This is a genomic window from Methylomonas defluvii, from assembly GCF_033949435.1.
GTDB lineage: Bacteria > Pseudomonadota > Gammaproteobacteria > Methylococcales > Methylomonadaceae > Methylomonas > Methylomonas defluvii.
The window spans coordinates 61,547-74,479 of record NZ_JAXARY010000006.1; the positions used below are offsets into that span (position 1 = coordinate 61,547).

Consider the following 12,933-nt stretch of genomic DNA (forward strand, 5'->3'; position numbering starts at 1 on the left):
CCTAGCCCCTCTTTGAAAAAGAGGGGGATAAACCACGATATACCTAACGGGATTATCCCGGCGAGAAAGAGCGGCGGGGATCAATCTACGAACAATCACTCTCCGCCTTCCCCGCCGCTAACTAACTGCGTTTGATACTCCGCCAGCCGGGCGTCGAATTCCGACAGCCATTGAGCATCGACGAAAGCTTTCAATATCCGCCTGACTTCATAATTGGCCGACTGCCCGGAAGCCGCCTTGAGTTTGCGCAAGAAACCCAGTTCGACCACCTTGTTGATATGAGTTTCGATCTGATCGATCAGCCGCGCCTCGTTGCTGCGTGGCGGCAAAAACACCCGGATCAACTCGACGATGTCCTCGCGCGACAAGACCAACCGAGTCTCGCCGCCACCGCGGTCGAACTCGGCCAAACGCTTGCGCAGCAAGGCCAACAGTAAGCTGACTGGAAACGACAACGGCCGGCGCGCGATCAAACGCGGCAACTTGGCGGCCGCTTCGTCGTCTTCGGCATCCGCCTGCCGCGAACGCAAAAACGCATAACCCTCGGCCTCATCCAACACCAACTCCAAACCCAACACCGCCACGTAATCCCGCACCCTGGCCTGCAGATTCAGCAAGGCGTTCCACAAACCGCCGTCGCTTTCCTGGTAGATCACGCCTTTCAATAACGGAATGACCAAGGCCGACAGGTCGTATTGCGGCGCCATCTCTAGGTCGGTTTCCGTCATGTTTATCTCGTATTGATTGAGCAGGCGTTGAATTGCGCGTATTTTAGGGCAAAACTAAAACCAACAGAGATAATCTGCTTTGTGATTCGATGCCACTATCCATGACCAACTGGACTGGAAAAACGGAATTTTACGCGCTTAACAAACAAAGCCCCATGAATCTTCAGACGGGTTTTTCAACCGGCTATAAACGGGGATGGCTGCTTTGACCATAATTTAAATGTTTATGGCTGGGTAGCAAAACCCGCCTCGTAGAGGGGAATCTTGCCTACGACTATTGACCTGACTTAAATACGGCTAAATCGCTGTTACTGATCCAGCCGCGGATCATTTTCTTTGTCCCTGGGTATTCAACCTGCAGCCAGTCTCCCTCGGCACCCACCACGCCAACTACATCCCCTTTCACCAAATAAGACTTGAGCTTGGCATCAGCCTTAGGTTCGGAATGGAAGTAAGTCTTGGGACTCGATATGACCCTCAACTCAGTCCATTGAGTTTCCGTAACCTTATCGTAATTCAGGCCTTGTTCGATGGCCGGTGGCAACAGCATTCCGCATCCTGGATGTTCGTTACCGTGCTCCACCTTCAAATTGACTCCGGCGGCCTGGATGCGGAGTTCGCCGGGAAAGTGATCGACATTCCATGTCGTCAGCGAGGCCGAATCTCCATTTGATTGTCCACGCAGGTAAAAGCTGCAGGTTTTGCTCACGCCTTCCCCTTGCTCTTCACGATAGTAACCGGTAATTTGGCCGTCCGGCGCCACCGCCAAGCGGAGTTGCTCATAAACACCCGAGTGAAATTGGTTGGTTTCGACGGCTCCGACTTCGGTCGCCATCAATATTGCCATGATGAAACCAAAACGATTAAACATGATCAGCTTCCCCCGTGGCGCTTGTAGGCTTGTTCAAGCAAAACATCATAATTTCCATAATCCTCTCCGTTGTATAAGGTCGCAATGGTCGCGAATTTCTTGTCTTTGAGGGCTTGTAAGCGAGCAGGTTTGGCATTGCACCAGCCAACGAAAGCATCGAGTTGACCGCGTTCGCCCGCTTTCATGGATGCGACAAAGTCATCGACTTTGCTAAAGCCGCAATCCTTGTAGTTGAAGCCCATTACTTGAAACATACCCCACGAACAAGCCTGCAACGCGGCGTCGGAATCCAAGAAGATGGCGTCGTTGAGGGTTTTCCAGGCCGTTTCCTGATCCTTATTATTGGCTTGCCACTCCGGCCCCGCTTTCTTAACATATTTGTAAGACAACATGGGATGCGTTTGGTCGTATTTCTTATTCGTCAATTTCCTAAACCAATGCCCTTCGAAGGCAATGACCGGTAGGCCGGCGGGGCCGAATCCGCTTTTCCCGCCCGACTCCACTTCGGCAAAGGCCTTGACCATGGCCAGGGTAATGCCGTTACCCAGAGCCGCCAACGCGGCCTGAAAATCCGCATCGGTCAACTTGGAAAATGAACCGCCACTATTGACGGCCGCTTTGAGACGGTGAAGCTTGCCGGCCGCAGCGCGCTCCCGCAAGGACAAATAGCTATCAACAACCGCGCGGTGCGCTGTACCAGGCTCTTGCGTTTGCTGGCTGGCAGGCGGCCTTTTAAATTCCAAGAATTCCAATAATCCGGCGACCTCACCACTGGGACCGCACCAAGAACCTCCGGCCAGATAGGGGCGCGACGATTTGTTCAGATCGGTACGTTTAGGCCGTAGCGTCCGCGCTTTTTCGACCAAGGCGTGGAGAGTTCTACCCGCCGGATCGACGCGCCCGTCGGCATGAGGATATCTAAGTTCGTTGCGCTGAAAGCGCCGAATTTCCATGATCAAATCAGTGGAACAACGCCCGGCTTCCGGAAACGGCCGGCGAATGACGCTGTTGCAGATATTGAATAGATATTCGACGATTAGGACGTCCTTGGGATCGTTGGCTGCACCTTCTCCCACAGATGCCTTCAAAAGGTTTTCTTTCGTACTTCTTCGCTTCATTATTTCTCCTTGCGAGTTAATGGGTGAACTATCGATCTTGTATTTAGATTGCCCGCCTTGATGCCCCCGTTCCAACTAAATTTAAATTTACACGCTACCACTGCCCTTAATCAGGGTTTCACCGCCAAAACCCGCAATCCAGGTGTCGATGCGCCGGCTTCTTTGCGGAAGGATCGTCACCGCGGCTGTTACTATTCAAGCCGGCCAAGCTAGCGCGTGCACAACATAGTCCTTGCCGTGAGCATAACGCCCATGCACGTCAAACCGCACGAAGCAAGCCGGAGCAGCATCGACAGCCTGCTCCAAGTTAAACGCCAAACTCCTGCCGGTTTCATCGCGGGAGCGGTAAGCAAGGATTCGAGTTGGCCAAAATAGAGGAAGGTGTCGGCGGAAACACTGACATCGAACCTACCGGGATGGTTTTCCAGCTAGTGACAGAGTTCCGCTTCCGCCAGATCATCGTACAGAGTTCGCCGACTCGTTTCAGCATGCCTGCGGAGACTTCGACGCGGACTAGATGACTGCAAACCGCCTTGGAGGCTGCGGCGAAGAACTTCTCAATTTGGCCCTTTACCGCCGCTCAAGCCGGCAACCAGGACATTTGTGTCTACAACCACTCTAATTGCCATGCAAAATTGCCAGCATATATGCAACAGCTATCCTAGCATAGGCCTAAATTTTGGAAAGATTTCCGCCCCCCCCCGTATTCGATAAGAACATCCTGTGCCGCTCGCGTCACCTGACAAAAATCACCCTCGGCAAGCGCGCCTGCTTGCTCACTTCCCGCCCTTCACCGTCCGTCGTTTGCCAAACGATGACGTCTTCGGCGGTTTCGTCGACGGTGGTGTTGAAGCTGTCCCCGCCCAGTTGCAGATAGGCGACCAGTTCCGCCACACCGTGTTGCAAGGGGTGACTACGGCAGAGTTCGGCCAGGGTGATTTGCGGTTTGTCTTGCAGGGCGTGGCGGATGTGGCGGGCCAGTTGCGCCTTGTCGATGACGATTTGCGAGAATAGCGCGGCGGCGTCGATGTCGTCGTCGCCGGTTTCCGGGACGATGCTATCGATGCGCGGTTTGACGGCCGGGGTGTGCAGCGGCCGTTCCATCGGCAGTTCGATGTTGGCGGCGGCTTCGGCGATGTTCATCACTTCGCCGGACGGTTGATTGTCGCGCAGAGCCAAAGCCTTGGCTTCGATGCCGTGCAGGATTTCCATGATGCGGCGGTTTTCCAGCCAGGCCTGGTCGTCGAGGAAGCGGCGCAGTTGCCGGCTGAGTTCGGCGACGGTGCGCTGGGTGTGTTCGCCGGCTTCCAGCCAGTCGTAATGCACCCGGCGCAAGCGGGCTTCGGGGCGCAGTTCTGCCACCGGCTGCAAGGCCAGCACTTTTTCCAGCAAGGCCGATAATTCTTCCTGGCGGCGGCTGGACATCAGGAAATCCCAGAAGGCGCGGAAGCTACGGCCCTGGTCAGAATCGGCAATGGCATCGCGTTCGCCCATGATGTCTTGCAGCAATTCGCCCTTGCCGCCTTCCCACAAGGCGATGCGCTCGCGCACCCGCCGGTCCAGGCCGCGAAAGTTATGCTCGACTTCGCGAAAGTCGCCGAGCAGTTCGCGGGCCAGCGCGGTGAATTGCAGAAAGCGGTCTTTCAATGCGGTGTCGTCCAGCAAGGTCAGTTCGCCGGCTTCGGCTCTGGCGATTTCGGCGTCAATGTCGGCGCGGCGCTTACGCAGATCGGCGATACGGGTCTCTGGATCGGTTTCGCTGCCTGCGCTGATTTGCTTGAGCAGTTCGAACAAGGTTAATAAGCGCGATTCGGTGCCGACGAAGCTGCGTTCGGTCAAGCTACCCAGCCAGGCGATGGCTCTTTCGGTGGGCGGAGTCAGGTCGAAATAGGGTTCATCCGAGCCTTGGCGATAAAATTTGCGCAGCCAGCCCTTGTCGTTGCCGGCCCAATCACTGAGGTAGTCCAGCGCCGACTTTGGAAAGATGTCGTTACCGAATTGTTCCCGCAAGCCGAATAATTCGTCTTCCAAGGCCTCGGCAAGATCGGCCTGGGCAATCAAGCGCTGGTTTGGGATGACAAACACCCGGTTCAAAAAGCCGGCAACCAGTGGCGCATGCGGCGAATTAAGTAGCCGCCACGCCGGATGATTTTGTTTGAGCAAATCGAGAGTACGGTAATCCAGCTTGAATATCCTTTATGTGCTCGCCACTCGTTGGCGTGGCGTAAACTGTTAAACAATGCCGCTGTCCCGCTCCGCCAATTGTAAATTTGACCAAATTTCCAACGGAAAAACCTATCTGTAGGCAAGAAAACCCAAGTGAAATCCTTGGTTTTCCTTGACGAAAAGGGTCAAAAACAGTAGCTTATCCAACCTTTTTTGTAAAATCTGCATTTCCCCCGATCGATTAGTTTTTTGAGGACGTAAAATTGGAACTCAGTGGCGGACATATTCTTGTCCAATGTCTTAAAGATGAAGGTGTCGAATTTGTATTTGGCTATCCGGGTGGCTCTGTCTTGCACATCTATGATGCCATTTTCCATCAAGACGAAGTGAAACATATCCTGGTCCGCCACGAACAAGCGGCGGCCCATGCAGCTGACGCTTATGCGCGCGCCACCGGCAAACCGGGCGTGGTGCTGGTCACCTCGGGCCCAGGCGCGACAAATGCCGTCACCGGCATTGCCACCGCGTATATGGATTCGATCCCGATGGTGATCATCTCGGGCCAAGTGCCGTCGCCGGTAATAGGCAGCGATGCGTTCCAGGAAGTCGATACGGTGGGCATTACTCGGCCCTGCGTTAAGCACAACTTCCTGGTCAAGGATGTCAACGATTTGGCCGAAACCATGAAGAAGGCCTTTTACGTGGCAACCACCGGCCGCCCCGGCCCGGTATTGGTCGACGTGCCGAAAGACATCACCGATCCAAACATCAAGGTGCATTATAAGTACCCGAAAAAGATCAGCATGCGTTCTTATAACCCGGTGGTAAGCGGTCACAAGGGCCAGATCAAACGCGCGGTAGACATGTTGCTGACCGCACAGCGGCCGATGATTTACTCCGGCGGCGGGGTAATTCTCGGTGAAGCCCATAAAGAACTAACTGAATTGACCCAATTACTGGGGTATCCGATTACCAATACCCTGATGGGTTTGGGCGGTTATCCAGCTACCGACAAACAGTTCGTCGGCATGCTGGGTATGCACGGTACTTACGAAGCCAATATGGCGATGCATGAGAGTGACGTCATTCTGGCGGTCGGCGCGCGCTTCGACGACCGAGTCACCGGCAAACTGGCTGAGTTTTGCCCGTACGCCAAGATTATCCATATCGACGTCGATCCGGCCTCGATTTCCAAAACCGTTAAAGTCGACGTGCCGATTGTCGGCGAAGTCAAACCGGTGCTGGAACAAATGATAGAGCTGATCAAAGACAGCAAAACCAAGCCGTCGAAGTCAGCGCTGGAATCCTGGTGGCAATTGATAGGCAGTTGGCGAGACGTACATTGCCTGGACTATGACCGCACCAGTAGTGTCATCAAGCCACAATATGTCGTAGAGCAGTTGTATCAAGTGACTGGCGGGGAAGCATTCGTCACCTCCGACGTGGGCCAACATCAAATGTATGCCGCGCAGTACTACCACTTCGACAAACCTCGGCGCTGGATCAACTCCGGCGGCCTGGGCACGATGGGCTTTGGTTTGCCGGCTGCAATTGGCGTGAAACTGGCGTTTCCGGAAGCCAATGTCGCCTGTATCACCGGCGAAGCCAGCATCCAGATGTGTATCCAAGAGCTATCCACTGCCCTGCAATACAACGCGCCGGTGAAAATCATCAACCTGAACAACCGCTACATGGGCATGGTGAGGCAATGGCAGGAGTTCTCTTATCAAAGCCGGTATTCGCAGTCCTACATGGATACCATCCCCGACTTCGTTAAATTGGCGGAGGCCTACGGCCACGTCGGTATGTTGATCGAGAAACCTGAAGACGTGCGCGGTGCTCTGGAAGAAGCCTTCGCATTGAAGGATAGAACCGTATTCCTGGATTTCATCACGGATCGCACGGAAAACGTTTACCCCATGATAGAAGCAGGCAAAGGCCATCACGACATGAAATTGCGCGTCGCACCCGGCACCCCGGTAGACAGGGAGTTGTCATAAATGAGACACATCATTTCAATTCTGATTGAAAACGAATCCGGTGCTTTGTCGCGCGTCGCGGGCTTATTTTCCGCGCGTGGCTACAACATCGAATCCTTGACCGTGGCCCCCACCGAGGATTCCAGCCTGTCGCGGATGACCTTGGTTACCAGCGGCAGTGACGAGATTATCGAGCAAATCACCAAGCAACTGAACAAGTTGATCGACGTGGTGAAATTGATCGATTTGGCGGAATCCGCGCATATCGAACGCGAGCTGATGCTGGTAAAAATCAAAACCAGCCACGATACCCGCGAAGAAGTGAAACGCATGGTCGACATCTTCCGCGGCAAGATTATCGATGTCACCGCCAACAGCTACGTGGTGGAAATGACCGGCCAATCCAGCAAACTGGACGCCTTTATCCACGGCTTTGAAGAAGGCAGCATCATTGAAGTAGTGCGCTCCGGTCCAACCGGCATCTCCCGCGGCGAGAAAGGCTTACACCTGTAACATTTATTATTTACCCAGCAACGAGAAAACCTATGCAAGTTTATTACGATAAAGACGCCGACCTTTCTGTTATCAGAAGCAAAAAAGTAGCGATCATCGGCTACGGCTCACAAGGCCACGCGCACGCCAACAATCTGAAAGACTCAGGTGTTGACGTCGTTGTCGGCTTGCGTGCCAATTCAGCGTCCGTCGCCAAAGCTCAAGCCAGCGGCTTGACTGTCAAAGACGTACCGGAAGCCATCGCCGGCGCCGACGTGGTGATGATTCTGACTCCTGACGAGTTTCAATCCAAACTGTACAAAGAAGAAATCGAACCCAATATCAAACAAGGCGCAGCCCTGGCTTTCGCTCACGGTTTTGCGATTCTGTACAACCAAGTCGTACCCCGCAAAGACCTGGACGTAATCATGATTGCGCCTAAAGCACCTGGTCACACCGTGCGTTCCGAGTTTGTTAAAGGCGGCGGCATTCCTGATTTGATTGCGATTCATCAAGATGCGTCCGGCATGGCCAAAGCCATCTGCTTGTCATACGCTTCTGCGATCGGCGGCGGCCGCTCCGGCATCATCGAAACCACGTTCCGCGACGAAACCGAAACCGATTTGTTCGGCGAACAAGCGGTATTGTGCGGCGGTGCGGTGGAACTGGTGAAAGCCGGTTTCGAAACCCTGACCGAAGCGGGCTATCCTCCTGAAATGGCTTACTTCGAGTGCCTGCACGAATTGAAATTGATCGTAGATTTGATGTACGAAGGCGGTATCGCCAACATGAACTACTCGATCTCTAACAACGCGGAATACGGCGAATACGTCACCGGCCCAAAAGTAATCAACGAAGAAAGCCGTTGGGCCATGAAACAAGCCCTGGAAGACATTCAGCAAGGTAAATACGCCAAGCAATTTATCCTGGAAGGCCAAACCGGCTACCCTGAAATGACCGCCAGACGCCGCCTGAATGCCGAGCATCCTATCGAAACCGTCGGTGCTAAACTGCGGGCCATGATGCCTTGGATCAAAGCTAACCAAATCGTCGATAAAAGCAAAAACTAAGCTTATCGGCTAGGATTAAAGCCCATCTACACGATGGGCTTTTTTTTGCCCGCTGGATTTTGCCAAATGCTTGATCGCTATCGCTTAAACCGGTTTTATCTTGGTATCATCACCGCGACCTTGGCCCAGCCCTGCCCTGCTGATTTCATGCAACGGAGTAACAGCGAGATCCAATATCTGCATGGCGGCAACTACCAGGAACCGTTCAACGCCAACGACGTCAGCCAGTCCATCATCACCGTCACCCACGCCCACGGCTGGGCTTACGGCCGCAACTTCTTCTTCATGGATACGATGTTTACCGAATCCGGCCAAACCGCGCAAACCAATCTTTACGGCGAGGCATACAGCACCTTCAGCCTCGGTAAAGTCATCGGCTTGGACTTGTCCTACGGCATTTTCAAGGATTTCGGCGTGACCGCCGGCGTCAACCTTGGGGAAAACATGAACAGCTCGCGCAGCGGCTTTCGCGCTTGGCTTTATGGCGTTACCGTCGATTTCGACCTGCCGGGCTTCGACTATTTCAACGTCGACTTTTTACGGCAGCGCGTCACCGAAACCGCCGACATCGGCACCTCCTGGCAGATTACCCCAGTGTGGAAACTGCGGTTCGAAATTGCCGGCACGAAATGGAGCTTCGAAGGCTTTGCCGACTTCATCGGCCATAACCACACCGCCGCCCGCCAAGCCCTGGCGCAGCCGCAACTTAGATTAGACCTCGGCAACTTATGGGGTGATAGCGACCATTTGTATATCGGCATCGAATACCAGTATTGGCATAACAAATACGGGATTAAAGGCTTACAGGACAGCGTGCCGCAGGCGTTGGTGTTGTGGAAGTTTTGAGGCAAATGAAAATGAACAGCAGTCGTGACAGTTAGTTGGTTAGCATGCATATAACACTTCATTCCACCGGACGCGGCAAACAGCGCCGCGCCGATTAACATTACGGTAGGCCAATTCGATGCGCGAACTTCCCGACGCCACGGCAACACCGCTTGGTTCTAACCGAGACAAGATCATTTTCCAAGCTAAATGCAAGTATTTTGGCGCACTTGCCAATGACACAAAGTGGAATGAATTAATCAATTACTTTCGGCAAAAGCCGGGCTGGCGGCCTTCGTATAGAAGTAAATGGCTAAATGGTCATATCTCCGAATGGGATTCCGAGTGGCATTACCATCTACCATTTCCATTTGTTGGCGTAGAGTGGTTTGATATTGGGCTGCATCAGCATGAATTCATGGGGCATTTAACGCCGCCCAGGATTATTGATCACAGCGCTGAGATTGCTTCAAAACTTTCCAGCATCGGCTTTGATTATGAGATAAAGGGGGATGTCGCACGAATCTGGGGCTATTTTCCAAAGTCATATGAAGACTTCCCGCCCCAGAAATTGGCCTAACCTTCCGGTCAACGTGACAGTCAGCGTAGCCTAGATGAAGCGCAGCAGAAATCCAGGTTGAAAATCAAAAGTTATCAATCGCGCCAACGTTTCAACCCCGTGCTTCGGCGCGCGGCATACGGGCTACAATCTCAATAATCACAAGCCTTCTCTCATACCCACGAAACCGGCCACATTAGTTAAGCATCTGTCATATTCAGCATGTACAATGCCGCCAACTTTTCAACCTTTGTAGACACATTATGATCAAGAAGCAACCGCTTACTCGTCATCGTGGCATTTACCTACTGCCCAATCTATTCACCACGGGCGCCATGTTTGCCGGGTTTTATGCAATCACCTCGGCAATTAACGGCCGTTTCGAAACAGCGGCGATTGCGATGTTCATTGCGATGGTACTGGATGGCTTGGACGGCCGAGTTGCCCGCCTGACTAACACGCAAAGCGAATTCGGCGTGCAGTACGACAGCTTGTCCGATATGGTTTCGTTTGGCGTTGCTCCGGCTATTGTCATGTATTTGTGGACTCTATCCACCATGGGCCAAGCAGGCTTGTTCGCCGCATTTGTGCATATGGCCGGTGGAGCGTTACGTTTGGCGCGTTTCAACACGCAAGTGGAAGTGGCCGACAAACGCTATTTTCAAGGCCTACCCAGCCCGGCAGCGGCGGCTATTTTGGCCGGTGGATTATGGTTCTGCGTGGAAAACGGTTATGACGTGGAAAACATCAAGTATCTGGTATTGCTGACCACCATCACTACCGGTTTGCTAATGGTCAGCAACTTCCGTTACTCCAGCTTCAAAGAAATCGATTTTAAAAACAAAGTGCCATTCATCGTTGCCATTATCGCGATGCTGGTTATCAGCTTCATAATGGCGCAACCACAGCGAATGCTGTTCCTGCTATCGGTCGGCTATGCCATATCCGGCCCTATAGTTACCTTGGTTTTGCGCAAACGTAAGCTGCAAAGCCGTAAAAGTTAGCGGATGAAAAATACCGGCGGCAAACCGTTGCTCGACGCCTTGGAAATACACTGGCGCCAATATCGCAAACGCTTGAAAGCCTGCCGCCAAACCGCCAGCGAAGATAACGTCCACGAATTACGCATTAGCACCCGGCGCTTGTTGGCGCTGATAGAATTGCTACATGCCTTGGAGCCACAACCCACATTACTAAGCATTCGCAAAGCGTTGAAAAAGCAACTCGACGGTTTCGACGAATTGCGAGATACCCAGGTCATGCTGTTCGAGGCGGCCAAGACCCTGCCTATACTTCCTGAGCTAGAGCCTTTTTTAGCGTACATGCATCGCTGCGAACAGCGTTTACTGCTGGAAAACCATTCATTTATTGCCACCCTGTATCAACCGAAACTGCGTCGCAAGTTGAAAAAAGCCGGTAAATACTTCAAAACTCAAACAACCGACATCGATCTTGAACAGGCATTGCCAAGCGCCATTAACAATATTTATGGCCTAGTGATAAATCGTTATGAAGCACTGGATCCCACCATACCTGCCAGCATTCATCATCTGCGCATCGCTGTTAAAAAATTGCGCTATACGCTTTTAGCAGCGCAATGCCTTGATTCCACTCACGCTGAAATGGACTCAAGCCTGTTGAAAAGCCAGTTAACTCGCATGGGTGACATTCAAAACTCTGTAATCATGTTGCAAACCCTTGAGCTATTTTTTCAACATCAGATACCGAGCGCAGTAGAGCAGTACTATCGACGACAACAACAAGAGTTGATCGACTCATTTATAACCTGTTGCTCGGAGATTTTGGTGTTTCGGCATGTGACCCAAAACGACAGAAACTGGGTTTTTGAATCCGCGTAGAAACTAGCTATACTCATTGTCGGCTTATTTATTGGCACCAACGACGAGATGATCTACCAGAAATAAAAAATTTTCTATTAAGCAATTGAAAAACAATGTGACTCGGCAAACCTTACGAACCATTAACTCTACTGTCAATTGAGTTTATTTTTTATCATTGCCTCAGGACAATCAGCTGCTACCGAAAAAACTAAAGCCGTCAAACTTAAACGCTATCCCCAAACGTCAAAATCAACAAGAAAAAGTTCATAACGTGGCATTACGAAATATTAGAGGCGGTTTCAATGGCATCAGATGATAGAAACTCACCTAAAATAGGTGTTCCGTCTTCACCCTATCTGGTTTACACCTCAGCCGGCCACCGATCCAATATAAAAAAATGGGTCACGGGCAAAAAAAATTTCGACTTATGGGTTACTCAATACGAAGGCGAAAGTGATTATCACCGGAGCGTTGCTGATTTTTACAACGAGCGAAAAGGCGGCAAATATCCAAATCTACACGATATATATAACCGCTGGGGAGAGTTACTCACCCCCTATCGAGCAATATTCGTACTTGACGACGATATAGAATTGAGCGCCAGCCAAATTAGCCAGTTATTCCGCATTTTAGAACGCTACAAACTCGTCTTGCTACAGCCTGGTTTCTTGAGCATCGGCAAAATAAGCCATGAAGTCACAAAAGCAAATCATTTCAGATTTGCGAGGCTTACCAATTTCGTGGAAAACTGCGTGCCAATGTTCTCTAAGCCTATTCTGGATCGGTTTATGGCAACTTACGACCCGGGCTTAATTGCCTTCGGAACTGATTGGTGGTATTTACACCTTCTGACCGATGAAGAGCGCGAAACCGGAGTGGCGGTAATTGATTCGGTACCTTGCGTAAACCCGGACGAATGGCTTGAACAAAAACCTCGAAAAATAGATCAAGTTGAGCCCGTCAATAAAGGTATAGAGATTTGGCAGGAATTTAAGCGCGAGCGCGGCATCGAGATGCCGCCAGGCGGTGTCAGAAGTTTGGGGCTATTATCGCCTACAGCCTTAGAAGACTGGCTTACGCTAATTTCCGCTCCGTTAATCCGCTGCAAAACATTTCTGTTCTACCCCCATTATTTCATGCGTCTGAAACGCTTTTACTGGGATATTCATAGGCGAAAAATATTTTAAAATTCGCCATTCAGCAATGGCGAAATGCTGACTATCCAAAACAACACAGCAGATCTTATTCAATGAGAACATAAGTTTCCTTGCTCCAATTGGAAAC

General features: G+C 51.7%; 12 protein-coding genes. 8 read left to right on the forward strand and 4 right to left on the reverse strand.

The genetic code is table 11. From position 1 onward, the window contains the following. Window positions 1–95 precede the first annotated feature (95 nt). The 4 genes from QLH52_RS08140 to QLH52_RS08155 all read right to left on the reverse strand — a co-directional run bounded on the left by QLH52_RS08140 (window position 96) and on the right by QLH52_RS08155 (window position 4,880). Complete coding sequence (locus QLH52_RS08140; protein ID WP_033158865.1) at window positions 96–728, reverse strand: DUF4194 domain-containing protein; 633 nt, start codon at window positions 726–728, stop codon at window positions 96–98. A gap of 274 nt (window positions 729–1,002) precedes the next feature. Next, a complete protein-coding gene (locus tag QLH52_RS08145) occupies window positions 1,003–1,599 on the reverse strand; it encodes an SH3 domain-containing protein (RefSeq protein ID WP_171696299.1) in 597 nt (198 codons plus the stop codon). A 2-nt stretch (window positions 1,600–1,601) separates the two neighbouring features. Continuing rightward, window positions 1,602–2,717: an N-acetylmuramidase family protein gene (locus tag QLH52_RS08150; RefSeq protein WP_319961193.1), complete on the reverse strand. Its 1,116-nt coding sequence runs from the start codon at window positions 2,715–2,717 to the stop codon at window positions 1,602–1,604. Between the two features lie 735 nt (window positions 2,718–3,452). Then, window positions 3,453–4,880 (reverse strand): DUF3375 domain-containing protein, encoded by a 1,428-nt coding sequence (locus tag QLH52_RS08155; protein WP_319961194.1) that lies wholly within the window; start codon window positions 4,878–4,880, stop codon window positions 3,453–3,455. Window positions 4,881–5,146: 266 nt separating this feature from the next. Between QLH52_RS08155 and QLH52_RS08160 the strand changes: the two genes are divergently transcribed. The 8 genes from QLH52_RS08160 (at window position 5,147) to QLH52_RS08195 (ending at window position 12,836) form a co-directional block, all read left to right on the forward strand. Next, window positions 5,147–6,883 (forward strand): acetolactate synthase 3 large subunit, encoded by a 1,737-nt coding sequence (locus tag QLH52_RS08160; RefSeq protein WP_319961197.1) that lies wholly within the window; start codon window positions 5,147–5,149, stop codon window positions 6,881–6,883. Further along, on the forward strand, window positions 6,884–7,375 hold the full coding sequence (gene ilvN / locus QLH52_RS08165) for an acetolactate synthase small subunit (protein WP_101051816.1): 492 nt from the start codon (window positions 6,884–6,886) through the stop codon (window positions 7,373–7,375). It abuts the gene before it with no gap. A 32-nt stretch (window positions 7,376–7,407) separates the two neighbouring features. Further along, window positions 7,408–8,424, forward strand: coding sequence for a ketol-acid reductoisomerase (gene ilvC / locus QLH52_RS08170; protein WP_033158860.1), 1,017 nt, complete (start codon window positions 7,408–7,410; stop codon window positions 8,422–8,424). A gap of 66 nt (window positions 8,425–8,490) precedes the next feature. After that, on the forward strand, window positions 8,491–9,270 hold the full coding sequence (locus tag QLH52_RS08175; RefSeq protein ID WP_319961198.1) for an outer membrane protein OmpK: 780 nt from the start codon (window positions 8,491–8,493) through the stop codon (window positions 9,268–9,270). A gap of 118 nt (window positions 9,271–9,388) precedes the next feature. Next, window positions 9,389–9,829 (forward strand): DUF6678 family protein, encoded by a 441-nt coding sequence (locus QLH52_RS08180; protein ID WP_319961199.1) that lies wholly within the window; start codon window positions 9,389–9,391, stop codon window positions 9,827–9,829. A 242-nt stretch (window positions 9,830–10,071) separates the two neighbouring features. Further along, window positions 10,072–10,812, forward strand: coding sequence for a CDP-diacylglycerol--serine O-phosphatidyltransferase (gene pssA, locus QLH52_RS08185; RefSeq protein ID WP_033158857.1), 741 nt, complete (start codon window positions 10,072–10,074; stop codon window positions 10,810–10,812). A gap of 3 nt (window positions 10,813–10,815) precedes the next feature. Then, the gene (locus QLH52_RS08190; protein ID WP_319961200.1) at window positions 10,816–11,667 is read left to right on the forward strand and encodes a CHAD domain-containing protein; all 852 of its coding nucleotides are present in this window, start codon (window positions 10,816–10,818) and stop codon (window positions 11,665–11,667) included. Between the two features lie 284 nt (window positions 11,668–11,951). Then, entirely contained in the window at window positions 11,952–12,836 is an 885-nt protein-coding gene (locus tag QLH52_RS08195) for a hypothetical protein (protein WP_051670422.1), read from the forward strand. The last annotated feature ends 97 nt before the right edge of the window (window positions 12,837–12,933 follow it).

What these genes read in the sequence shown, in the direction of transcription:
- QLH52_RS08140 (WP_033158865.1), bottom strand. Translation starts at nt 728, where the DNA reads ATGACGGAAACCGACCTAGAGATGGCGCCGCAATACGACCTGTCGGCC.
- QLH52_RS08145 (WP_171696299.1), bottom strand. Translation starts at nt 1,599, where the DNA reads ATGTTTAATCGTTTTGGTTTCATCATGGCAATATTGATGGCGACCGAA.
- QLH52_RS08150 (WP_319961193.1), bottom strand. Translation starts at nt 2,717, where the DNA reads ATGAAGCGAAGAAGTACGAAAGAAAACCTTTTGAAGGCATCTGTGGGA.
- ilvN (WP_101051816.1), top strand. Translation starts at nt 6,884, where the DNA reads ATGAGACACATCATTTCAATTCTGATTGAAAACGAATCCGGTGCTTTG.
- ilvC (WP_033158860.1), top strand. Translation starts at nt 7,408, where the DNA reads ATGCAAGTTTATTACGATAAAGACGCCGACCTTTCTGTTATCAGAAGC.
- QLH52_RS08175 (WP_319961198.1), top strand. Translation starts at nt 8,491, where the DNA reads ATGCTTGATCGCTATCGCTTAAACCGGTTTTATCTTGGTATCATCACC.
- QLH52_RS08180 (WP_319961199.1), top strand. Translation starts at nt 9,389, where the DNA reads ATGCGCGAACTTCCCGACGCCACGGCAACACCGCTTGGTTCTAACCGA.
- pssA (WP_033158857.1), top strand. Translation starts at nt 10,072, where the DNA reads ATGATCAAGAAGCAACCGCTTACTCGTCATCGTGGCATTTACCTACTG.
- QLH52_RS08190 (WP_319961200.1), top strand. Translation starts at nt 10,816, where the DNA reads ATGAAAAATACCGGCGGCAAACCGTTGCTCGACGCCTTGGAAATACAC.
- QLH52_RS08195 (WP_051670422.1), top strand. Translation starts at nt 11,952, where the DNA reads ATGGCATCAGATGATAGAAACTCACCTAAAATAGGTGTTCCGTCTTCA.